Here is a 23222-nt window from a genome sequence, read left to right on the forward strand (position 1 = left end):
AATATGGAGATGGCTGCACGCGCCGCTCACCACCTCTCCGCACGCCGGAATCTCATGACAGACACGCCCGTCGAGCATGCTTCCCCGACTGTGCCCCGCGCCCGGATCATGGGGATCCTGAACGTGACGCCGGACTCCTTCGCCGACGGCGGACAGTTCGACCGGCTCACGGCAGCAGTCGACCATGCCCTGGCGATGAGCCGCGCGGGCGCCGACATCATCGACATCGGCGGCGAATCGACCCGGCCCGGCCACGAGAAGGTCTCGGCGGAGACGGAGCTTGCCCGCGTCATTCCGGTCATCCGGGAACTGAAGCACAAGGTCGACCGTCCGATGTCGATCGACACCTCCAAGGCCCTGGTGGCGGAAAAATCGCTGGCTGCCGGCGTGTCCATCCTGAACGACGTCTGGGGCCTGCAACATGATCCGGAGATCGCCTCCGTGGCTGCGGCGTTCGACGTCGAGACGATCGTGATGCACAACCGCACCCAGATCGACCCGACGATCGACATCTTCGAGGACATGTTCCGCTTCTTCGACAAGAGCCTTGCCCGGGCGCGCGAAGCCGGGCTGTCCGACGCCCGCATCGTGCTCGATCCGGGGATCGGATTCGGCAAGACGCTCGGCCAGAACCTGCAGCTCATCAAGGACATCGGCCGCTTGAAGACCTACGGCTTTCCCGTGCTGATCGGGCTGTCGCGCAAGTCCATGATCGGCAAGGTGCTGGGCAACGAAGTGGGGGAACGGCTGATCGGCAGCGTGGTCCTCGACACGCTGGCGCTGGCCGCCGGCGCCGACATCATCCGGGTCCATGACGTGGCCCAGCATGTGGAGGCGCGCACGCTGGTGGAGGCCGTCCATCGTGCCTGAGCAAGCCGATCAGCTCTTCATCCGCGGCATCGCGATCTTCGCCCGTCACGGCGTGCATCAGGCCGAAGCCGATCTAGGCCAGCGCTTCGCGCTGGACCTGACGCTCGAACTCGACACCCGCGAGGCCGGCCGGACCGACGACTACAACCGGACGGTCTGTTACGCGTCGGTCTTCCAAACCGTGCGCGAGATTGCCGAGACCCGCCGCTTCAAGCTGATCGAGGCGCTCGGCGAGACGATCGCGGACCAGCTTCTCGCCGAACAACCCCGGCTCACCGCCGTGGAGATCGAGATCCGCAAGCCCTCGGCACCCGTCGCCGGCATCTTCGACACGATCGGCCTCAAGATCCGGCGCGAACGGCCCTCAGAATGACCCCGGTTCCCATCACGCTCGGGACCGGCGCCAATATCGGCGATGCCCAGGCGACGATCGCGCGCGCGCTCGACCGGCTCCATGCGGACGACGGGATTGCGATCGACCGGGCCTCGCCGTTCTTCGCGACCCCGCCCTGGGGGTTCGAGGACCAGGACTGGTTCGTGAACGTCTGCGCGGCCGGCACGACGACGCTGGCTCCCCACGACCTGCTCGCCGCCGGCAAGCGGATCGAGGCCGAGCTGGGGCGGACCGCCACCTTCCGGTGGGGGCCGCGGGTCATCGACATCGATATTCTGACCTATGGCGACGAGACGATCGGCGATCCGGACCTTATCATTCCGCACAAGGAGCTTCTCAACCGCGCCTTCGTGCTGATCCCGCTCGCCACCATCCGGCCGGATCTCCGGATCGCGGGAGAACGGGTGGCCGATGCCGCCGCCCGCTTCGCCGACGATCCGATCCGGGAGGTCGCGCCGGCCTGGGTGCCGGGCGGCTGAGCCTACATTCCCTCGGCGCCGCGGCTGATGGCGGCGATGCCGGTGCGGGAGATCTCCACCAGTCCGATCGAGCTCATCAGACCGATGAAGCGATCGATCTCCTGGGTCGAGCCGGTCAGCTCGAAGACGAAGGATTCCAGCGTCGCATCCGCCGTCTGCGCCCCGAAGGCCTGGGCGAGCCGCAGCGCCTCGACGCGGGCCTCGCCGCGGCCGGCGACCTTGACCAGCGCCAGCTCGCGCTCGATCGCCTCGCCCTGGACGGTCAGATCGGCGACCCGGTGGACCGGCACCAGCCGTTCCAGCTGATGGCGGATCTGCTCGATCACCATCGGCGTGCCGGTGGTGACGATTGTGATGCGCGACACCTGACGCTCGTGCTCGGTCTCGGAGACCGTGAGCGTGTCGATGTTGTAGCCGCGACCGGAGAAGAGTCCGATCACCCGGGCGAGAACGCCCGGCTCGTTGTCGACGAGGATCGACAGCGTGTGGCGCTCGACCGGGTCGGCGGGGCGGGAAGGCTGGATCGGTTTCATCAGCATGTCGATAGCCGTGGTCTTGGCGGGCCACAAGGCCCGAAACTCCGGGATTGAAGGAAGGCGGCGGCGCTAGACCAGCGCCGCACCCTCCTTGTCGATCGCGTTCTCGAGGGCTTCGGCCTCCACGTCGTCTCCATCGACGCCGAGCAGGATCTCGTTGTGCGCCCGTCCCGAGGGGATCATCGGGAAGCAGTTGGTCAGGTTGGCCACCCGGCAATCGAACAGGACGGGCCGCTTGATGGAGATCATCTCCTCGATCGCGCCATCCAGCTCGTCCGGCTTTTCCGCCTTCAGTCCGACGCAGCCATAGGCCTCGGCGAGCTTGACGAAGTCCGGCAGCGCATCGGTGTAGGAATGCGACAGCCGGTTGCCGTGCAGGAGCTGCTGCCACTGCCGGACCATGCCCATGTACTGGTTGTTCAGGATGAAGATCTTGATCGGCAGATCGTGCTGAACCGCCGTCGACATCTCCTGAATGGTCATCAGCACCGAGGCATCGCCGGCGATGTCGATGACGAGGCTGTCAGGATGGGCGACCTGGACGCCGACCGCCGCCGGCAGCCCGTAGCCCATCGTCCCGAGGCCACCGGACGTCATCCACCGGTTCGGCTCTTCGAACTTGAAGAACTGGGCCGCCCACATCTGGTGCTGACCGACCTCGGTCGTGATGTAGACGTCCTTGTCGTGGCTGGCGTTGTAGAGTGCCTCGATCGCCTGCTGCGGCATGATCACGTCGGAGCGGGTCCTGTAGGCGAGGCAGTCCTTGCCACGCCAGGCGTTGATATGATCCCACCACGCCTTCTCGGCCGCCTTGTCGGGGCTCACCGCCGCAGCCCGCCACAACCGGATCATATCCTCAAGGACGTGCGCGACGTCGCCGATGATCGGCACGTCGGCCTTGACCGTCTTGTTGATGGAGGACGGATCGATGTCGATGTGAATGATCTTGGCGTTCGGCGCGAACGCGTCGATGCGGCCGGTGATGCGGTCGTCGAAGCGGGCGCCGACGCAGACCATCACGTCGCAGCCGTGCATCGCCAGGTTGGCCTCGTAGGTCCCGTGCATGCCCAGCATGCCCAGCCAGTTCGGGTGGCTCGCCGGGAACGCGCCCAGCCCCATCAGGGTCGACGTCACCGGGAAGCCGGTCAGCTTGACCAGCTCGCGCAGGAGCTGCGCCGCCGTCGGGCCGGAATTGATGACGCCGCCGCCGGTATAGAAGATCGGACGCTTCGCGTGGGCCATCAGATCGACCGCCTCGCGGATACGGTCGAGATCGCCCTTCATGCGCGGCTGGTAGGTCTTGTGGACGATGTTCTGCGGACCGGAATAGGTCCCCGTCGCCAGCTGGACGTCCTTGGGAATGTCGACGACGACCGGACCCGGACGGCCGGTGGTGGCGACGTAGAACGCCTCATGGAGGATCCGCGGCAGGTCCTCGATGCGCTTCACCAGCCAGTTGTGCTTGGTGCACGGCCGCGTGATGCCGACCGTGTCGCACTCCTGGAAGGCGTCGTTGCCGATGAGGTGCGTTGCGACCTGGCCGGAGATGCAGACCATCGGAATGGAATCCATCAGCGCGTCGGTGAGCGGCGTCACCGCGTTGGTCGCGCCGGGCCCGGACGTGACCAGGCAGACACCCGGCTTGCCCGTCGACCGGGCATAGCCTTCGGCGGCGTGACCGGCGCCCTGCTCGTGGCGGACGAGCACGTGGGCGACCTCTGTCTGCTGAAAGATCTCGTCATAGATCGGCAGCACCGCACCCCCGGGATAGCCGAAGATCGTATCGACACCATGATCGATCATTGCCTGAACGACCATCTCGGCGCCCGTCATCTCCCGCTGCATGTCATCCTCCAACCTGTCGTCTGTCCGGCCGGGTCTCCGCCCGCCGTCTCGTGTCCACTGTAAAACCGGCAACAAAAAAGGGCCCCGAGGGCCCTTGGATACGCGCATCACCTGTCGCGGCCGGGAATTATCCCGTCCGGGCGATGCGCGTTCGAATTACGAGAAGCGAGTGTTTCATGGAAACCTCGGATGTTGCGTTGGTCGCGACGCTAGATAGCTCGCCGGAAACGGTCAAGGGGAAAGTTTCGAAAAGCGAACGGGGCGTCAGCTTCCCGAAAGCTTCACGGCGTCGCCATCGGACATAGCGCCGATCGCCCTGGTCACGACGCCGCCAGCGCCCAGGGCCAGCGACCGTCAGCGGTCTCGGGGATCGCGGCCGGGTCGAGCCGGTCCCAGTCGGCGAACCGGTTGCGGAACCAGGTTTCCTGGCGCTTGGCGTAGCGCGCACTGTCGGCGACCGCCCGATCGCGCGCGCCCTCCAGGGACAGAAGCCCCATGGAATGGGCCAGCAGCGGCGCAACCCCGATCGCCTTCATCGCCGGCAGCGCCGGGTCGAGGTCGAGCCTGTCGAGCGCCTTGACCTCCTCCCGCGCGCCTTCTTCCAGCATCTGGGAGAAGCGTGTCTCGATCCTCACCCGCAGATCCGCCCGATCCGGCGCGAGCACGACCTTGTGGCACCGGGCCGGATCCAGACGCGGCGGAGCCGCCTCGGCCTGCCAGTCCGCCAGCGACCGGCCGGTGGCTTCCATCACCTCGAGCGCGCGGACGATCCGCTGCGGATCGCTCGGCCTCAACCGCTCCGCCATCACCGGGTCGCGCTCCCTGAGGGTCTCGTGCAGCGCGGCACCGCCATCGGCCCGGCCCCGCGCCCGCCAGTAGCTTCTGATCGCCTCGGGGATCTCCGGCACCTCGCTCAACCCGGTCACGAGCGCGGTGAAGTAGAGCCCCGTCCCGCCGACGATGATCGGCGTCCTGCCGGTCTGGTCGGCCTCGGCGAGCACGCCGTCCACGTCCGCCAGCCAGCGAGCCACGGAGTAGGCCTCGGCGGCGGAAACGTGACCGTAGAGCCGGTGGGGCCGCGCGGCTTCCTCCTCAGCGCTCGGACGCGCCGTCAAGATCCGGAGCTCCCGGTAGACCTGCATGGAATCGGCGTTGACGATGACCCCGCCAAGGGCGTCGGCGAGCCGGGCGGCCAGCGCCGACTTGCCGCTCGCGGTCGGCCCGGCTATCAAGACCGCCTTCGCTTCCCCCCGTCCCGGACCGGTGCTTTTCTCCACGATGGACCTCGTCGCAACCCTGATCGCCGCGCCGGCCGAGCCGGCTGTCGATACCGCCGCGATCGCCCTGATCCAGCGCATATTGCCGGAGGCCGACCTGGCGGTGCTGGCCGACAACGTGGCGGTGGATCTCGCCTTTGTCGACCCGTCCGACCGCTCCGCCCGGGACTGGCAGGACGAGCTGCGCGCCATTCTCGGCGAGCGCCCGATCGACGTGGTTGTGCAGACGCCGGTCGCCCGCCGCAAGCGGCTCCTGATCGCCGACATGGACTCCACCCTGATCGGCCAGGAGTGCATCGACGAACTCGCCGACGCGCTCGGCATCAAGTCCGCCATCGCCGGGATTACCGAACGGGCGATGCGCGGCGAGATCGAGTTCGAGCCGGCGCTGCGCGAGCGCGTCTCGCTTCTGAAGGGGCTGCCGATCTCGGTGGTGGACGAGGTGCTGGCCGAGCGGATCACACTCACGCCGGGCGCACGCGCCCTGGTCCAGACCATGAAGGCGCACGGGGCCTACTCGTCGCTCGTGTCCGGCGGCTTCACCGTCTTTTCCGGGCCGATCCGCGAGCGGCTCGGCATCGACGAGCACCAGTCCAACATCCTCCATGTCGCCGACGACAAGGTGACCGGCACGGTGGCCGAACCCATTCTCGGGCGCGACGCCAAGCGCGCGCGGCTGGAGGAGCTGATCGTCGAGCTCGACATTCCCCGCTCCGACACCCTGGCCGTCGGCGACGGCGCCAATGACCTGGCCATGCTCGACGGCGCCGGCCTTGGCGTCGCCTTCCATGCCAAGCCCAAGGTCGCCGAAGCGGCGGACGTCCGCATCGATCACGGCGACCTGAGTGCTCTGCTCTATCTCCAGGGCTATGGCGCGGCCGACATCGTGGAGTGACCCGCCGGCGCCGGCCGCGGCCTCTTTGGCGTTGCGGCGGGTGAGGCGATCGGAGACAACGGAGCGTGACACCGACGCGGGGCGCAGGGGCGCGGCCCGTTCGGTCCATCCTCCGCCGGGGCATCCAGACGCATGACGGGAACGGGCACCGACACCGCCACATCGCGACGGCTCCTGGTGGTCGGCGCGCTCGGCATCGTCTTCGGCGACATCGGCACCAGCCCGCTCTATTCGCTGCGCGAAGCGGTGCTCGCCGCCGGCCATCTCCCGCCGGAGATCGCGGTCCCGGGAGTGCTGTCCCTGATCACCTGGGCGATCGTTCTGGCCATCGCCGTCAAATATGTCGGCCTGGTGCTCCGGGTCGACAACGAGGGCGAGGGTGGCATCCTGGCGCTGGCGACGCTGCTCGGCGTCCATTCTGTCCGGAAGCGATGGCAGATCGGCCTCCTGATGGCCGCCCTTCTCGGCGCGGCCATGCTGTTCGGCGACGGCATCATCACCCCGGCGATCTCCGTCCTGTCGGCCATCGAGGGGCTGAAGCTCGCCGCCCCCTCGCTGGATCCCTACGTCGTCCCGATCACGGTCGTCGTGCTGGCCGCCCTGTTTCTCGCCCAGCGCGCCGGCACCCACCGGATCGGCGGCCTGTTCGGTCCGATCATGCTGATCTGGTTCGTCGTCCTCGGCGCGCTCGGGGTCTACGGCATCCTCGGCAATCCGCAGGTGCTCACGGCCCTGTCGCCGCACCACTGCCTGGTTCTGATGATGCACGATCCGGTGCGCGCGCTGGTGGTGCTTTCGGCGGTGTTTCTGGCGATCACCGGCGGCGAGGCACTCTACGCCGATCTCGGCCAGTTCGGCCGCAAGGCGATCGCCCGGGCCTGGTACTTCATCGCCATGCCGGGACTCCTCCTCAACTATTACGGCCAGGGCGCCCTCATCCTCGACAGCCCGGAGACGCTTTCGAACCCGTTCTATTCGCTGGCGCCGCATGCCATCCGCATTCCGCTGCTGCTGCTTGCCACCGCGGCCACGGTCATCGCCTCCCAGGCCGTCATCACCGGCGTGATGAGCCTCGCGCGTCAGGCAATGGAGATCGGGTTCATGGTGCCGCTGCGCACCATCCACACCGCGGCCGAGCATGAGAGCCACATCTATCTGCCGGCGGTGAACCTCTTTCTGGGCGTGCTGTCCATTCTCGTGGTGGTCGGCTTCGGCTCGTCGACGGCGCTGGCCGGCGCGTACGGCCTCGCCGTGTCCACGGCCATGATCACGACGACGGTGCTTTATGCCGCCGCGCTGCTCCACCGGCGAAGCTGGCCGCGTCCGCTGGCGATCGGCGTGGCCGCCGCGCTGCTCGTGTTCGACCTCGCCTTCTTCGTCGCCAATCTCGGCAAGATCGAGGGCGGCGGCTGGCTGCCGCTGTCGCTGGCCGGCTTCGCGCTTCTGGTGATGGCATCCTGGCGCGTGGGTGTGCGCCGCACCCGCGCCTGGCTGGAGCCGAACACGGTGCCGCTCAGCCAGTTCGCAGCAAAGGAAGCCAAAGAGACCGCCAACATCGACCGGCCGGCGGTGGTCCTGACCCGCAGCGCGGAGAGCACGCCGACCACCCTCGTCCTGCTGGACAAGCTGCTCGGGACGACCTTCGCCCGCTCCGTCGTCGTGACCGTCAGCGTGCTGGGCCGCCCCCGGGTGACCGGCGCCGAGCAGGTGCGCACCACGCCGCTGGAGGGCGGGATGCTGCTCCTGGAGGTGTCGGTCGGCTACATGCAGCGGATCAACCTGCCCGCGCTCATCGGCCCGGCGCTCAAGGAAAACGGCATCAACTCCGAAGAGGTGGTCTACGTTGTCGGCTTCGAACGCCCCGTCGCGCCGGCCCATATCCGGCGGCCGGGCGACGTTCTGGCCAAGTTCTTCGCGGTGCTGGCCCGCTTCATGGAACGCACCGTGGACCGCTTCGAGCTGCCCCGCCGGCGCACCCTGGAAGTCGGCGTGCCGATCCATCTGTGACGCGGGATCCGGCCGCCGCCCACCTACCCAATTGAAGCCGGCCGGCCGCTCGCGTAGAACACCCGCAAAGATCGCGACGTTTCTCTCCTGAAACGCCGCACTGGACGACCGCCCGTGCTTGCGGGCCGAACCTCCGTTTCACAGGAAATCCATGGCACGCCAGTTCATCTACCACATGCAGGGCCTGTCGAAGGCGTATTCCGGCGGCAAGAAGGTGCTGGACGGCATCCATCTGTCCTTCTACCCGGACGCCAAGATCGGCGTTCTGGGCCCGAACGGTTCGGGTAAGTCGACGCTGCTGCGCATCATGGCCGGCATCGACACCGAGTACACCGGCGACGGCTGGGTCGCGGAAGGTGCCCGCGTGGGCTATCTCGCCCAGGAGCCGGAGCTGGACGAAAGCCGCACGGTGCGCGAGAACGTCATGGACGGTGTCGCCGCCAAGCAGGCGATCCTGGAGCGCTACAACGAACTCGCCATGAACTACTCCGAGGAGACCGCCGACGAGATGGCGAAGCTCCAGGACGAGATCGACAGCCAGAACCTCTGGGACCTGGACAGCCAGGTCGATCAGGCGATGGACGCGCTGCGCTGTCCGCCCGACGACGCCGACGTCTCCAAGCTCTCCGGCGGCGAGAAGCGCCGCGTGGCGCTGTGCCGGCTGCTGCTCGACCAGCCCGACCTGCTGCTCCTCGACGAGCCGACCAACCATCTCGACGCCGAGACCGTCGCCTGGCTGGAAAACCATCTGCGCGAATATCCGGGCGCGATCCTGATCGTGACCCACGATCGCTATTTCCTGGACAACGTGACGGGCTGGATCCTCGAGCTCGACCGCGGCCGCGGCATTCCCTACGAGGGCAACTACACCGCCTATCTGGAGAAGAAGTCCAAGCGGCTGGAACAGGAGAAGCGGGAATCGGCCGCGGAGAAGCGCGCTCTCGATCGCGAGCGCGAGTGGATCCAGTCGAGCCCCAAGGCCCGCCAGACCAAGTCCAAGGCGCGTATCCAGGCCTATGACGAGCTGGTGAAGCGCAACGATGCCCGCACCCAGTCGTCGGACGCGCAGATCATCATCCCGGCCGGTCCGCGCCTCGGCGACACGGTCATCACCTTCGAGCACCTGTCCAAGGGCTTCGGCGACCGTCTCCTGATCGACGACCTGACCTTCAAGCTGCCGCCCGGCGGCATCGTCGGTGTCATCGGCCCGAACGGCGCCGGCAAGACCACGCTGTTCCGGATGATCACCGGCCAGGAGACCCCGGACCAGGGCGAGATCGAGATCGGCGAGACCGTGAAGCTCGGCTATGTCGATCAGTCACGCGATGCGCTGGATGCCAAAAAGACCGTCTGGGAAGAGATTTCCGGCGGCAACGACGTGATCCAGCTCGGCAAGCGCGAGATGCAGTCGCGGGCCTATGTCGGCGCCTTCAACTTCAAGGGCGGCGACCAGCAGCAGAAGGTCGGCAACCTGTCGGGCGGACAGCGCAACCGCGTCCATCTGGCCAAGATGCTGAAGTCCGGCGCCAACGTTCTCCTGCTCGACGAACCGACCAACGATCTCGACACGGAGACGCTGGCGGCGCTGGAAGACGCGCTGGAGGATTTCGCCGGCTGCGCCGTGGTCATCTCGCATGACCGCTTCTTCCTCGACCGGCTGGCCACCCACATCCTCTCCTTCGAGGGCGACAGCCACGTGGAGTGGTTCGAGGGCAACTTCGCCGACTACGAGGAGGACAAGAAGCGCCGCCTCGGACCGGACGCGATCGTGCCGCGACGGGTGAAGTACAAGCGGCTGACGCGGTAGCGTTTTTTGTCCCTCACGCCGGGTGCGCTGACGCGCACCGGCTCCGGGTGGGCGGCCTGTCCGGCCGGCGTGCAGTCGCACGCTGACGAGCCCCCCGGGAAAAGAGGGAACCGGTTCAGCGGCCGGTTTCCCCAAACTCCGCTCATGCCGGCGAAAGCCGGCATCCAGGGCGACACGACGGGCCGCGTTTTCTTTCATCCCTCACGCCGAGTGCGCTGAGGCGCACCGGCTCCGGGCGGGCGGCCTGTTCTTTCATCCCGATCGCTCCGCTCCGCGCCTCTTGCCCGGCCGGCACGCGGTCGCGCGCTGACGGGCCAGCAAAGCAGCTGCATCCGGGAACCGGTCGTCCGTCCGGTTCTCCGAACGCTCAAGGCCTCACGCCTCCGCGAGAAGGCTCTCCGGATCGGTCGCTTTCACGCTGTAGCGCCGCCCCATCCGCTCCAGAAAATCCATCAGCGCCGGCCGGGCCTCGATCATCGGCCGGCCATGCGGGCTCTCGCGAACATAGGCGAGTATCGGATAGGCGTTGAGATCGGCATAGCTGAGCTCGGGACCGGCCAGCCAGCCGGTTTCCCGAAGCGCCCGGTCGACGACGCCGATGTGATGATCCATAGCCGGCAAAAGAGCCTCGATCACCTCACGGTCCGGCAGGCCGTTCTCGCCGGAGGGAAACAGCAGTTCCATGTAGTAGCGGCGCATGAGGACGGGGTCGATCGTGGTGTTGACGAACGAGATCCACTCCTCCGCCCGCGCCCTGAGGACCGGATGCCGCGGAAACAGCGGCGGCCCTTCGAACATGTCGTCGATGTAGCCGACGATCGCGCGGGATTCGCACAGCACGAGGTCGCCGTGCCGCATCACCGGGATCTTGCCGAAGGGATGCAGGGCCAGGGCCTCTCCCTCCTGGGGCGGCACCGGGCGAAGCCGGTAGGTGATCGCCTTTTCCTCAAGCGCGAGCCGAACCGCACGCACGTAAACAGACGGCGCAAACCCGATGATCTCGACCACGCTCATATGCTCCCCCCCTGCAGCAACCGTCCCGTGCCCGGGCAGTCCATTAGACGGCAAACGACTGCCCCCGATCAACCTCGGGTAAGCCTGTTTCGACCGTGACCGTTCGAGATGATCGGTCGAAGACGACTGCCCGGATCCCACAACGCGCAGGAGCGTCCGCCCCTGCGGACCGCCCTCACCCGCGCGGCGGCAACGGATTGGGGCGGGTCTCATACCACCCGACCCTTGCCTCTGGCTTGGCATCGACCGACGCGAAATAGGGCTTGATGTCGAGGAGCGGCGTTCCGTCCAGACAATCGATGCCGGTCACCGTCAGGCCGTCGGCGTGAACCGAGACGATCTGAGAGACCGAAAGCCCGATCGGGTTCGGCCGGACTGGTGCCCGGGTCGCGAACACCCCGTGCGCCCTTGTGTCTGTCGGGGGCACGATCTCGACGATGTCGCGCCGGGCCTGGTGCAGCCAGTAGAGCAAGATGACATGGCTGATGGTATCGAGTGACCCCAGTCCGGGCCGGTAAGGAGCCTCGAGCACGATCCGCGCCGTGGCCTCGCTTTCGCTTGCATTGCGGGGACACGAAGACCGGTCCCGCCAGGGCGTGTGGATCCGTCCGATGAAGACGAGACCGGCGTCGCAGGAATTGTCCTCGTCGCCAGACCGTTCGACCACATCCATTGCACCGTCTCCCCAAAACCGTTCCGACCGGCAGGACCCTATCCGACCGGGAGACGTTCGGCGCCCGGACAGGTCTGGCCCACCGCTGCCGTCGCTCCTGCGGATCGACGGCAGCGGAACGGTCCGCAAACCGCCCCGGTCAGCGGCAGAAATGATACCGGCCATCGTAGCCGACGAACATGCCGGTATCGGGATTGAACGACCGGTAGCGCGCATCGCAGTAGGCGTACCAGGCCGGAGACCAGGGCGCCGGACGGCCCCGGTAGCCGGTGTCTTCGTAGATGGTGACAGTGCGGGGCTGGGCCAGCGCACCGCCGACGATGGCGCCGGTCGCGAAGCCGATCACCCCGGCCGCCGCCGCGCCGCCACCGCCTCCGGCCTCCGCCGTCTCGACCGGGGCAGCGGTCAGAACGGCCGCCAACGCGCCCGCTGCGATCAGACCGGAACAAGTATTTCGAAATGAACGAACCATAGCTGTTCTCCTTCATCTTCTTTATTCGGGATCAAAGCGAAGTCTGTGCTTCGTCCGATGATCTGAAGATGGCATTGCCGAGAACAGAACGAAGTGATGACTGTCACAGGACGGTCGAAAGAAGCACCATCCGGATGGAATGAAACGCCCCATGCGGCAGAAGCGCTGGGAAAAGGGGTATGACGTTCAAAAAAAAAGCGCCGCCGGAAGCCCGACGGCGTTCGCGCGCTAACGATAGCAGGCCGACGGTCTCAGGCGAGCTGGATGTTCACCGCCTGCGGGCCGCGACCGCGACGGTCGTTCTCGACCTCGAACGACACTTTCGTTCCCTCATCCAGCGCCGGCAGACCCGAGCGCTCAAGCGCGGTGATGTGAACGAACACGTCCTTACCGCCGGCTTCAGGCGTGATGAAGCCAAAACCCCTGGTGGTATTGAAGAATTTCATTGTGCCGTTCTGGCGCATGGGAAGTCCCTCTCCCGATGGTCAACTGTGATCTCGGCGCATCCAACCGAGATCGGTTCGATCTCGGAAACCTCGGGAAAGCCAGGCTCACCACGCGGGTGTCACGTCTTAACCAAATCTCCGAGGGCATCTCTTCTCCCCTCGAGACGCCGACACGTTCAGATATGCCGTGAATTGACTTGCAACTCAAGCGAATTTGGTGGTCTTCGCCCGGTTGTGCCTGACCGCTGGAGAGTCTAGCAAGGTCTCAACGCGAATTGGAAAGGTTCTTCACCTCGTTATGTCGACACCGCTAAAGTTCTTGATCGTTCCGGTCACGCCGTTTCAACAGAACTGTTCGATCGCCTGCTGCACGTCCAGCAACCGATCGGCGATCATCGATCCGGGAGGGGACATCGAGCGGATCAGGCAGGCGATCTCCGAAAGCGGATCGGAGCCGGAGAAGATCATTCTCACCCATGGCCACATCGACCACGCAGGAGCGGCCGCCGAACTCGCGGAGGAGCTCGGCCTTCCGATCGAAGGCCCGCACGAGGCCGACAAGTTCCTGCTCGATGACCTGGTGAGCCACGGCGGGCAGCTCGGCATTCCCGCCCGCCCGGTCGCGCCCGACCGCTGGGTCGATGAAGGCGGAGAGGTGACGATCGGCGACTGCAGCTTCTCGGTGATGCACATTCCCGGCCACACGCCGGGCCACGTGGTCTATCTGTTCTCGTCCGGGGACATCCTGATCGGTGGCGACGTGCTGTTTGCCGGCTCGGTCGGACGGACCGACTTCCCCTACGGCGACCACGACGCGCTCATTTCCGGCATCCGGGAGAAGCTGATGCCGCTTTCCGACGACACCATCGTGCTGACCGGACACGGCCAGGCCACCACGATCGGTCGGGAACGCCAGGCAAACCCTTTCCTGAAGGGGTAAGCCGCCGCATCCGATCAGGGATGCATCGCCGCGTGCACGATGCCCATGGCGGCGAAAGCCCCGTCCGCGACGGCAAAAGCGACCGAATGGGGCATGCGCGCCATGTCGCCCACGGCGTAGACACCGGGAACGCTGGTCGCCTTGTCGGCGCCGGTCTTCACGATCGGCCCGAGCGGCGTCTCCTCGAAGGCGCAGCCGAGGTCGGCCGCGAGCCCGCTGGCCGGCCGCATCTCCGGCGCTATGTAAAGACCGGCCACCGGAACCAGACGCCCATCGGTGAGGCGGACGCCGTCGAGACCGGCCCCCTCCCCTTCGACGGCCGCAACCGGCGTTTCCTCAAGTTGGATGCCCCGCGCGATCAGATCCGCACGGTCGTCGTCGGACACCTCGATCTTCCCGTCGAGGAACAGGGTCGTCGGCCCCCAGCGCGGGATCATCCGTGCCTGGGTAAGCGACATCGGCCCCGTCGCGAGTACGCCCAGCGGCCGGCCGCCGAATTCGTAGCCGTGGCAGAACGGACAGTGGATCACGCTCTCGCCCCAGTGGGCGCCCAGGCCGGGCACGTCGGGAAGCACGTCGGTGACACCGGTCGCCAGCACCAGCGTCTGCGCGCCGAACGTGCCGTCCCCGGTCTCCACGACGAAACCGTCGTCGCCCTTTCGGGCCCACCTGGCGAGGCCCGATGCGACGCTTGTGCCCTCATAGGCCGCCAGCTGGCGCCTTGCCCGCTCCAGGATCGCGGCCGGGTTCTCACCGTCGCTGCCCAGGAACCCGTGGGAGGCGGACGCGAAGCGGTTGCGCGGGCTGCCGCCGTCGATCACGAGCACCCGGAAGCGGGCCCGCGCGAGCTGAAGGGCGGCCGAAAGGCCGGAGAAGCTGCCGCCGACAACAATGACGTCATGATGGTGCATGGTCGTGGGTCCTGCCCGGATGACGCGCCAGCCGCTCGCGGAAGTCCGCGTCAAGATCGGCCAGCGTGATGGTGGAAAAGCGCTCTAGAAGACGGGCTTCGGCGTCGCGCATGGCGTCGTCGACGCGGGCGTTGACCGCCTGTTCGACGAGACAGTCCGGAGTCTCGTTGCGGTTGCCGAAGGCGAAGAGGGGCGGTTCGCCGAGCGCCACGTAGACGTCCTTCAGGGTGATCTCGGAAAGCGGGCGGCTCAGGGTCCAGCCGCCGCCCTTGCCGCGGCCGGAGCGGACCAGCCCCGCATCGCGCAATCCGCCCATCGTCCGGCGGACCACCACCGGATTGGTCCCGAGGTGGCGGGAGAGCACCTCAGAGGGGACCGGGGCGTCCTTGGACGCCATGTGAAGGAGCACATGGAGAACGGAGGAGAGGCGGCTGTCGAGTTTCATGTAACTTCATATGTTACATATAAAGCCCGAGTGCAAGAGATCGATGACGGTCTTCGCCCCCGAAGGGCGAACCGCCCTGCAACAATGGGGGTCTGATCGATTTCGGAGAACGGCGTACCCGCTCCGCGGCCGGCTTGCCGGGGCGCAACCGATCAGGGACGGCGGAGGAGCCCGATCCCGCCGAGGATCGCCAGAAGGATGATCCCGGCGGCGAATCCGTTCGCCGTCGGCACCAGGCCGAACCGGCTGGTCGCATAGCCCGCCGCCAGTACCGGCAGGGCGTTGGCCAGGTAGCACAGCACGTAGAAGGCGGACATCAGGCCCGCCCGCTCGTCTGGGGCGGCAAGGGGCATGACGCTCCGGATCGCGCCGAGAAAGCCGACGCCGAAGCCGACGCCGGCCAGCATCGACCCCAGAAGGAGCAGGACCGGGTTGGCGATGTCGATGCTCAGCACCACCGCAGCCACGCCGAAGGCCAGCGCGCCGGTGCCTGTGGCAAGCGCCGTTCTCGCCGGCTGGTTGCGCATCGCGATCACGGAGACCGCCCCGGTCATGGTCAGCGCGAACACCGCCGCGCCGCCGATCCAGGCGGCGTCCTCGCCGGCGAACTCCGTAATCAGGGACGGCATCAATGACAGATAGTAGCCGCCCAGCGCCCAGATCGCGATCAGGATCGGGGCCACGCCGATCAGCGCCGGACGGGCGCGCGGCGGAACGACGATGCGGAAACGGATCCGGTGACGGCCCGGCGCCCGTTCGCCGAGCGTTTCGGGCGCCCGTGCCGTCCGCGCGATCTGAAGCAGGAAGATTGCCACGAGGACCACGAAACCGAGATGCAACGGCGCCGGCGCATAGCGCACCAGGAGCGCGGATGCGAGCGCGCCGATCCCCATCCCCGTCATCGGCGCGACCGAGTTGGCGAACCCGCCCGCATCCCGGTCGACGTCGATCAGGGTGGCGCCGACGGTGGCCGCGGCGATGCCGGTCGCCACGCCCTGGACGACCCGCGCCGCGATCAGCCATTCGGCCCCCGATGCGAGCAGGAAGAGGGCCATGGCCGCCAGTTCCAGTCCGATCGCGCCGAGGATCACCGGCCGACGGCCGACATGGTCGGAGATCGGCCCCAGCAGGATCAGCGACGCGAGCAGCGCGAGCGGATAGATGGCGAAGATCGAAGTCAGGACGAGGGGCGAAAACCCGAACGCGTCCTGGTAGAGCCGATAGAGGGGCGATGGCACGCTGGAGGCGGCCAGGAACGCGATCAGCGTGGCCGAGTGCAGCCAGATCAGCGCGCGGTTGGACGTCATCGACGCAGGAATTCCTTACCCGGCGGGGCCGATCGGCCGCCGAGACGCCGGACGGCGGCCCGGGGACGGTGATCCGCCGGAATCAGACGTCCAGATTTTCCACCTGAAGCGCGTGATCCTGGATGAACTCGCGGCGCGGATCGACGGCATCGCCCATCAGGCGGGTGAAGATGTCGTCCGCGTCGTCGGCCTCGGAAATCCGCACCTGCAGCAGCGATCGGGCATCGGGATCCAGCGTGGTCTCCCAGAGCTGATCGGCATTCATCTCGCCGAGGCCCTTGTAGCGCTGCATGGAGATGCCCTTGCGGCCTACGTCGTAGACCGCCTCGACCAGCGCCCGGGGACCGCGAATGGCGCTTTCCTTGTCCTTGCGGCTGAGGGTTGCCGCCTTGCCGTAGATCTCCTGGAGATGGGACGCGTAGCTGTCGAGCTTGCGCGCATCCGAGGAGCCGATCAGGGCGGCGTCGATCACGGCCACCTCGCGCACGCCGCGCACGGTGCGCTCGAACCGCAGGCTGCCGTCCTCGATGGCCTGGCCTTCCCAGCCCTTCTCCCAGTCGTCGGCCAGAATATCCAGACGCCGGGCGATATAGCCCGCGGCTTCGGCCGCTTTCGCGCTGTCGTGCAGGATCTCGTCGTTGAGCGCTCCGGCGATGGCCGCCTGCTCCACGACGTCGCGCGGATAGCGCGCATGCAGCCCGTCGAGGATGTTGCGGACCGAGCGCGCGCGCTCCACCACGGCGCGCAGATCCGGACCGGTGCGGACCTCGCCGGAGGCAAGCGTGAGCTTGGTGTCCTCCAGACCGGTGTCGGTCAGATAGTCTTCCAACGCCTTCTCGTCCTTCAGATACTGCTCGGACGAGCCGCGCCGCACCTTATAGAGCGGCGGCTGGGCGATATAGAGATTGCCGCGCTCGATCAGCTCCGGCATCTGCCGGTAGAAGAAGGTCAGAAGCAGCGTGCGGATGTGGGCGCCGTCGACGTCGGCATCCGTCATGATGATGATCTTGTGGTAGCGCAGCTTGTCCGGATTGAACTCCTCGCGCCCGATGCCGGTGCCGAGCGCGGTGATCAGGGTTCCGATCTCGTTGGACGACAGCATCTTGTCGAAGCGCGCGCGCTCCACGTTCAGGATCTTGCCGCGCAGCGGCAGAACGGCCTGGTAGTTTCTGTGCCGGCCCTGCTTGGCCGAACCGCCTGCCGAATCGCCCTCGACCAGAAACAGTTCGGACTTGGTCGGATCGCGTTCCTGACAGTCGGCGAGCTTGCCGGGCAGCGAGGCGATGTCGAGCGCGCCCTTGCGCCGGGTCAGGTCGCGCGCCTTGCGGGCGGCCTCGCGCGCGGTTGCCGCCTCGACCACCTTGGTGACGATCTGGCGGGCCTCGTTGGGATTTTCCTCCAGCCACGTCGAGAGCGCGGCGTTCAGGAGGTTCTCCACCACCGGCCGGACCTCGGACGAGACCAGCTTGTCTTTGGTCTGGGAGGAGAACTTCGGATCCGGCACCTTCACCGAGAGCACGCAGGTCAGCCCTTCGCGGCAGTCGTCGCCGGTCAGCGTCACCTTCTCGCGCTTGGTGATGCCGTGGGCGTCGGCATAGGCCGTGATCTGGCGGGTCAGCGCGGCGCGGAAGCCGGCCAGATGGGTGCCGCCGTCACGCTGCGGGATGTTGTTGGTGAAGCAGAGCACGTTCTCGTGGAAGGAATCGTTCCACCACATCGCCGTCTCGACGACGACGCCGTCGCGTTCGCCCCGGGTCGACACCGGCGCGCCAAGAAGCGGATGCTTGGTCCGGTCGAGCCAGCGCACGTACGCCTCCAGCCCGCCGTCATAGAGCATCTCCTCTTCCTTGCGCTCGACACCGCGCTCGTCGACGAGCGTGATACGGACGCCGGAATTGAGGAAGGCGAGCTCGCGCAGGCGGCGCTCCAGCGTCCCGAAGTCGAACTCGACCTGGGAAAATGTCTCGGTCGACGGCAGGAAGCGCACCTCGGTGCCGCTCTTGCCCTCCGCATTGCCCATCACGGCCAGCGGCTCTTCCGCCACGCCGTGACGGAAGCGCATGAAGTGCTCCTTGCCGTTGCGCCAGATGCGAAGGTCGAGCTCGCTGGAGAGCGCGTTCACCACGGACACGCCGACGCCGTGCAGACCGCCGGAGACCTTGTAGGAATTCTGGTCGAACTTACCGCCGGCGTGGAGCTGGGTCATGATGACCTCGGCGGCGGAGACGCCTTCCTCGGAGTGGAGGTCGGTGGGAATGCCGCGCCCGTTGTCCGAAACCGAGACCGATCCGTCGGCGTTGAGGGCCACGCGCACGGTGTCGGCGTAGCCGGCCAGCGCCTCGTCGATGGCGTTGTCGACGACCTCATACACCATGTGATGCAGGCCCGAGCCGTCATCAGTGTCGCCGATATACATGCCGGGGCGTTTGCGCACGGCATCCAGGCCGCGCAGGACCTTGATGGAGTCAGCACCGTAATCCGAGGAGGAATCGGTGGGCGTGGGTTCCGTCACCAAGGATATCTCGTCCGAATCAAGAGAAGGGTCAGGCCCTCTTATAAGGGCTCGGCAGGGCACATCAAACGACGCCGCAACCTTATGAGATATGGGGACTTTTTGCGGCTTCGCGAGGGCCGCGTCACCCGAATTTGACCCGCCGGCCCTCCCCCGGCGAATCAGCGCCGCAACCCGGCCGCCTCCGGCATCCTCGGACAGGGGATTCTGATTAACCGGATCTGCGCTTGCGGTGGCCGTGGCGGGTGCGCATTTCGGGCACCGGCCGGGTCTCCGCCGCATCCCCGTTGCGGGCGGCCCAGGCCCCGTAGCGCCGGGCGAGACCCGGGGCGCTGACGCCGTGCAAGAGCGCACTCAGCACCACGGTGACCACCGTCGCCGCCATGATCAGCGGGCCGGCGTCGACGTCCTCCCGCTCCACGATCAGGAGCGCGAACAGGATCGAGGCGATGCCCCTGGGCCCGAACCAGCCGAGAAACAGCTTCGACGGCAGACGGATGTCGGTCCAAATCAGGGAGATCAGCACCGGAACCATGCGCACCGCGGTGAGGCTCAGCACGGCGTAAAGAAGCATGGCGGGATCGAACAGGGCGACAGACGGCGGCAGCAGCGCGATCCCGACCACCATGAAGGTCAGAAGCATCAGCAGCCGGCCTTCCGTCTCCATGAATTCGTAGAGGAAGCGCGCCGGCCGGGACATGGTGTTGCCGAAGGCGAGGCCCGCGACGAACGCCGCAATGAAGCCGTTGCCGTGGATGAGATGGGCGCCGCCATAAGCCACGATGGCGGTCGCAATCGCGCCCATCCCCTCGTAGGGCTGGGCCTCTTCGCCCCTGCCGGCAAGGGCCCGCATGGCGAAGCCGGAGCCGAGACCGACCGCGGCCCCGACCGCGGCGCCGAACCCGACCTGCTGGACGACGAACATCATCCAGCTGCCGACCCCCTGGCCGTCGACACCGGAGATCTCGCCCTCCACGCCGACCCAGGCGAGAAAGAACAGCACCGCCGGAAGGGCAAGGCCGTCGTTGAGACCGCTTTCCACGTTGATGGACTGCTGAATGCGCGAGGGAACCGATTCGTTGGTCATGACCGGCTGGCTGAGCGCGGCGTCGGTGGGCGCCAGGACCGCCGCCAGAAGCGCCGCCTCGAACACGGTCATGTCCGGAAACAGCAACACCGCGGCCAGGGTGCCGGCGGCGATCGTCAGCGGCATGCCGATCGCGAGGGTGCGCAGCGGCAGGCCGTGATAGCGGGTGATCTCGCCGAGCCGGATCCGGGAGGCATCGGAGAAGAGGACCAGGATCAGTGTCACTTCCGCCACCGTGCGCACCGCGCCCGCCGTGGCGTTCACGCCGGCGATGTCGAGGGCGAGCGGCCCGATCAGCGCCCCGAACACAATGAACAGGAGCGGCGGGCTGAGCGGGGAACGCGACAGCCGGTCGCCGACAAGCGTGAACAGGAGCACGCCGAGGGCGGCGATCGTCACCGCCTCGACGTTCATCGACCCGCCCCGCTCCCTTCGGCCGGCTGACCGCCGAGATCCGCCAGGACCTCCCGTGTGTCGACGTCCATGGCCGCGGCCTCGCCGAGCTCCACCTCGACGATCGCGTCGGGGTACTCGGCGAGAAGGTCCCGCCCCCCTTTGTCGCCGGTGACCGCCATCAACTCCGTGAAGAACCGGCGCGACCAGAGGACCGGATTGCCCCGCTTGCCGCCGTGGGTCGGCACCACGATCAGCGCGCCCTTCTCCGGATCGAAGGCGTCGATCAGCCGGTCGATCATCGCCGGTTCGATCATCGGCATGTCGCCGAGCAGCACCAGCGCCGCGTCGGCCTCATCCGGCAGCGCCGCAAGCCCCGCCCGAACGGAGGTGGAGAGACCATCGGCATAAGACGGATTGTCGACGGTCTGAACCGAAAGCCCGTCGAGCGCGCCTCTTACGGCGTCGCCGCCATGGCCGGTCACGACAACGATGGGATCGGCGCGGCTCGCCGCGGCCGCCTCCACCACCCGGCGCACCAGCGGCATCCCGTCGATGGTGGCCAGCATTTTCGGGCTGCCCATGCGGGTCGAGCGGCCTGCCGCCAGGACAAGCGCTGCCACCGTCGGGCTGTCTGCCTCCCGCTCCGCCGTCGGCTCCGAGCGCGGTTGCGGCCGGGACACGATCTCCATCAGGAGCCCGCCGACGCCGAGACCCACGATGTCGTCCGGCGTGACGTCGAGGCCCGCCAGCGTGCGGTTGAGCACCCAGTCGAAGCCGTTCTCCTTCGGACTGCGCGCACAGCCCGGCGCCCCGATCACCGGCCGCCCCGCGAGCCGGCCGATCAGAAGCAGGTTGCCCGGATCCACCGGCATGCCGAAGTGATCGACCGTGCCGCCGGCCCGCTCGATCGCTTCCGGGATCACGTCGTGGCGGTCGACGACGGCCGACGCGCCGAACACGATGAGGAGGTCCGGGCCGTCGGCCAGCCGCGCCAGCGCATCCGCCAACGCCGGGGCTTCGTGGGCGACCCGTTCGTCGGCCTCGATCCGTGCCCCTGCCGGGGCGAGCCGGTCGCCCAGGATCTTGAGCGTCTTGTCGACGATGGAGGGCTTCAGGCCGGGCAGCAGCGTCGAGACGACCCCGACCCGCATCGGCCGAAAGGGTGCCACCGACAGAAGCGGCGCGCCGGAGCCGGCGACCTCCTCCGCCCGCGCCATCACCTCGGCCTCGACGGCAAACGGGATGATCTTGACGGTCGCGATCATCCGGCCCGCCTCCACGGCGGCCCGGTCCTCCAGCGTGGCCAGCGTCACCGACGGGCCGACCCGGTTGAGCCGGTCGACGGCGGCGCGGTCGACCTGGAAGACGCCGGCTTCGGTCGCGAACAGATTGGCCCGTCCGGTGAAGGCGTCGTCGATGCGGATGTGCGGGCCCGCAACGGCCGACGCCAGCCGGCCCGCGGCCGCATCCTCGTCGACATCGCCGGGCGCAAGCACGGCCGCGACGACATCGGCGATGCCGTCCTCGCGAAGGCGCCCAAGCGCCTCCGCGTCGAGCACCGTGCCCTTCTTCAGAACTCCAGACGATAGCCGGACCGTGTGGGCGAGGATCGCGCCTTCGGCCTCGTCGACCGGAACCGGTCCGAACTTCACGCCGCCGACCTCTCCTCGACCGCCTGCGGCCGCTTCCTCAAGGCCTCGATGATCTGCGCGAGCACGGCGACGGCAATCTCCGGCGGGCTCGCCGCCCCGATCGCAAGCCCGATCGGCGCCGCGATGCGGTCGATGTCCTCGCCCGCGATGCCGAGCTCCGTCAGCCGCTCCCGGCGCTTGCCGTGGGTCTTCCGGCTGCCGAGTGCACCCACATAGAAGCAGCCCGCGTCGAGTGCGGCCTGAAGCGCCGGATCGTCGACTTTCGGATCGTGGGTGAGAGCCGCCACGGCCGTGTACGGATCGAGCCCGACCTGCGGCAGCGCATCCTGCGGCCACTCGGCGACCAGGTTCACGCCCTCGAAGCGCTCCGGCGTCGCAAACGCGGTGCGCGGATCGATGATGGTGACGTCGAAACCGGCGAGCGCCGCCATCGGCGCCAGCGCCTGGGAAATGTGGACCGCGCCGATCGCCACGATCCGCGCCGGAGGCGTGTGCACGGTAAGAAACACCTCCGCTCCGTCCGGCGCCTCGACCCGGCCCGATTTGCCCGAGCGGAACCGCGCGGAAAGCACGTCGGCCAGCGGATCGCCGCCGAGATCATCGGCTTCCTTCACCAGCCGCTGGCTGCCCGACGCAAGGTCGGTCACCACGATCGCGGCGCGCCGCGCGGCGCGCTCGACGTTCAGCGCCTTGAGTATCTTCAGATCCATGACCGCCTCAGCGCACCGGTTCGACGAAGACGCGGATGGTGCCGCCGCACGACAGCCCAACCTCCCATGCGGTCTCGTCGGCCACCCCGAACTCCAGCATCTGCGGCTTGCCGGTCTCGATCACGTCGACCGCCTCGGCGACCACCGCGCCTTCCACGCAGCCGCCCGAAACGGAGCCCTCGAACCGGCCCTCCTCGTCGATGACGAGATGGCTTCCGACCGGCCGGGGCGCGGAGCCCCATGTATCGACCACCGTGGCGAGCGCGACCTTGCGGCCCTCGCTCGACCACGCTTCCGCGATTGTCAACGGATCGTCCATTGCGACCTCCTAGAATTCTGACGGATCGAACCGGGCCGGCGCACCGGTCCGATAAGCGACACCGGTGTCCGGCGCCCCGACCGTCCGTGTCGGTTTCTTGCACCCAATATGATCCCGGCGGGCGGTCGGGACAAACCCCGCGTGACGCCTCTTTCCGGACGAGCGCACCGGGCTGGGTCCGCCGGGACCGGGCCGCGACAGCGCGGGTGCATGGAACGCGATCGCTCG

General features: G+C 67.6%; 22 protein-coding genes. 7 read left to right on the forward strand and 15 right to left on the reverse strand.

Translation table 11 applies throughout. The features are described 5' to 3' along the window. The first annotated feature begins 54 nt into the window (after positions 1-54). The 3 genes from folP to folK are packed head-to-tail and all read left to right on the forward strand — an operon-like array spanning position 55 to position 1743. Complete coding sequence (gene folP, locus J2S73_RS15075; protein ID WP_306886443.1) at positions 55-870, forward strand: dihydropteroate synthase; 816 nt, start codon at positions 55-57, stop codon at positions 868-870. Continuing rightward, positions 863-1243, forward strand: a complete 381-nt coding sequence (gene folB / locus J2S73_RS15080; RefSeq protein ID WP_306886444.1) for a dihydroneopterin aldolase — start codon at positions 863-865, stop codon at positions 1241-1243. The genes folP and folB overlap by 8 nt, the downstream gene beginning before the upstream one ends. Beyond that, the gene (folK, locus tag J2S73_RS15085; protein WP_306886445.1) at positions 1240-1743 is read left to right on the forward strand and encodes a 2-amino-4-hydroxy-6-hydroxymethyldihydropteridine diphosphokinase; all 504 of its coding nucleotides are present in this window, start codon (positions 1240-1242) and stop codon (positions 1741-1743) included. Before folB ends, folK begins: the two co-directional genes overlap by 4 nt. 2 nt (positions 1744-1745) lie before the next feature. Here folK and ilvN read toward each other — a convergent pair whose 3' ends face one another. The 3 genes from ilvN to miaA all read right to left on the reverse strand — a co-directional run bounded on the left by ilvN (position 1746) and on the right by miaA (position 5401). Further along, entirely contained in the window at positions 1746-2282 is a 537-nt protein-coding gene (gene ilvN, locus J2S73_RS15090; protein ID WP_306886446.1) for an acetolactate synthase small subunit, read from the reverse strand. Between the two features lie 66 nt (positions 2283-2348). After that, positions 2349-4124, reverse strand: a complete 1776-nt coding sequence (locus J2S73_RS15095) for an acetolactate synthase 3 large subunit (protein ID WP_306886447.1) — start codon at positions 4122-4124, stop codon at positions 2349-2351. 320 nt (positions 4125-4444) lie between these two features. Next, a complete protein-coding gene (miaA, locus tag J2S73_RS15100) occupies positions 4445-5401 on the reverse strand; it encodes a tRNA (adenosine(37)-N6)-dimethylallyltransferase MiaA (RefSeq protein ID WP_306886448.1) in 957 nt (318 codons plus the stop codon). A 1-nt stretch (position 5402) separates the two neighbouring features. On the opposite strand from miaA, the gene serB reads away from it, so the two are divergent. The 3 genes from serB (at position 5403) to ettA (ending at position 10110) form a co-directional block, all read left to right on the forward strand. Continuing rightward, complete coding sequence (gene serB / locus J2S73_RS15105) at positions 5403-6296, forward strand: phosphoserine phosphatase SerB (RefSeq protein ID WP_306886449.1); 894 nt, start codon at positions 5403-5405, stop codon at positions 6294-6296. A 132-nt stretch (positions 6297-6428) separates the two neighbouring features. Further along, complete coding sequence (locus J2S73_RS15110) at positions 6429-8303, forward strand: KUP/HAK/KT family potassium transporter (RefSeq protein WP_306886450.1); 1875 nt, start codon at positions 6429-6431, stop codon at positions 8301-8303. 151 nt (positions 8304-8454) lie between these two features. Next, positions 8455-10110, forward strand: coding sequence for an energy-dependent translational throttle protein EttA (gene ettA / locus J2S73_RS15115; RefSeq protein ID WP_306886451.1), 1656 nt, complete (start codon positions 8455-8457; stop codon positions 10108-10110). Between the two features lie 375 nt (positions 10111-10485). On the opposite strand, the gene J2S73_RS15120 is transcribed toward ettA, so the two are convergent. The 4 genes from J2S73_RS15120 to J2S73_RS15135 all read right to left on the reverse strand — a co-directional run bounded on the left by J2S73_RS15120 (position 10486) and on the right by J2S73_RS15135 (position 12733). Further along, the gene (locus tag J2S73_RS15120) at positions 10486-11124 is read right to left on the reverse strand and encodes a glutathione S-transferase family protein (RefSeq protein ID WP_306886452.1); all 639 of its coding nucleotides are present in this window, start codon (positions 11122-11124) and stop codon (positions 10486-10488) included. A gap of 175 nt (positions 11125-11299) precedes the next feature. Then, a complete protein-coding gene (tsaA, locus tag J2S73_RS15125) occupies positions 11300-11797 on the reverse strand; it encodes a tRNA (N6-threonylcarbamoyladenosine(37)-N6)-methyltransferase TrmO (RefSeq protein WP_306886453.1) in 498 nt (165 codons plus the stop codon). Positions 11798-11936: 139 nt separating this feature from the next. Beyond that, entirely contained in the window at positions 11937-12269 is a 333-nt protein-coding gene (locus J2S73_RS15130) for a BA14K family protein (RefSeq protein WP_306886454.1), read from the reverse strand. Positions 12270-12520: 251 nt separating this feature from the next. Continuing rightward, on the reverse strand, positions 12521-12733 hold the full coding sequence (locus J2S73_RS15135; RefSeq protein WP_306886455.1) for a cold-shock protein: 213 nt from the start codon (positions 12731-12733) through the stop codon (positions 12521-12523). A 280-nt stretch (positions 12734-13013) separates the two neighbouring features. Here J2S73_RS15135 and J2S73_RS15140 point away from each other — a divergent pair, with 280 nt between their 5' ends. Further along, positions 13014-13655, forward strand: a complete 642-nt coding sequence (locus J2S73_RS15140) for an MBL fold metallo-hydrolase (RefSeq protein ID WP_306886456.1) — start codon at positions 13014-13016, stop codon at positions 13653-13655. Between the two features lie 14 nt (positions 13656-13669). Here J2S73_RS15140 and J2S73_RS15145 read toward each other — a convergent pair whose 3' ends face one another. From J2S73_RS15145 to J2S73_RS15180, 8 genes are all read right to left on the reverse strand, one after another. After that, a complete protein-coding gene (locus J2S73_RS15145; protein WP_306886457.1) occupies positions 13670-14566 on the reverse strand; it encodes an NAD(P)/FAD-dependent oxidoreductase in 897 nt (298 codons plus the stop codon). Next, positions 14553-15011: an RrF2 family transcriptional regulator gene (locus tag J2S73_RS15150; protein WP_306886458.1), complete on the reverse strand. Its 459-nt coding sequence runs from the start codon at positions 15009-15011 to the stop codon at positions 14553-14555. Before J2S73_RS15150 ends, J2S73_RS15145 begins: the two co-directional genes overlap by 14 nt. Positions 15012-15163: 152 nt before the next feature. Beyond that, on the reverse strand, positions 15164-16318 hold the full coding sequence (locus J2S73_RS15155; protein ID WP_306886459.1) for an MFS transporter: 1155 nt from the start codon (positions 16316-16318) through the stop codon (positions 15164-15166). Between the two features lie 82 nt (positions 16319-16400). Continuing rightward, entirely contained in the window at positions 16401-18830 is a 2430-nt protein-coding gene (gyrB, locus tag J2S73_RS15160) for a DNA topoisomerase (ATP-hydrolyzing) subunit B (protein ID WP_306886460.1), read from the reverse strand. A 211-nt stretch (positions 18831-19041) separates the two neighbouring features. Beyond that, positions 19042-20331 (reverse strand): cation:proton antiporter, encoded by a 1290-nt coding sequence (locus J2S73_RS15165; RefSeq protein WP_306886461.1) that lies wholly within the window; start codon positions 20329-20331, stop codon positions 19042-19044. Next, on the reverse strand, positions 20328-21965 hold the full coding sequence (locus tag J2S73_RS15170) for an NTP transferase domain-containing protein (RefSeq protein WP_306886462.1): 1638 nt from the start codon (positions 21963-21965) through the stop codon (positions 20328-20330). Before J2S73_RS15170 ends, J2S73_RS15165 begins: the two co-directional genes overlap by 4 nt. Then, a complete protein-coding gene (locus J2S73_RS15175; protein ID WP_306886463.1) occupies positions 21962-22675 on the reverse strand; it encodes an XdhC family protein in 714 nt (237 codons plus the stop codon). The genes J2S73_RS15170 and J2S73_RS15175 overlap by 4 nt, the downstream gene beginning before the upstream one ends. Before the next feature lie 7 nt (positions 22676-22682). Then, the gene (locus J2S73_RS15180; protein WP_306886464.1) at positions 22683-22994 is read right to left on the reverse strand and encodes an XdhC family protein; all 312 of its coding nucleotides are present in this window, start codon (positions 22992-22994) and stop codon (positions 22683-22685) included. Between the last annotated feature and the right edge of the window lie 228 nt (positions 22995-23222).

It is taken from the genome of Amorphus orientalis (assembly GCF_030814015.1).
Taxonomy (GTDB): domain Bacteria; phylum Pseudomonadota; class Alphaproteobacteria; order Rhizobiales; family Amorphaceae; genus Amorphus; species Amorphus orientalis.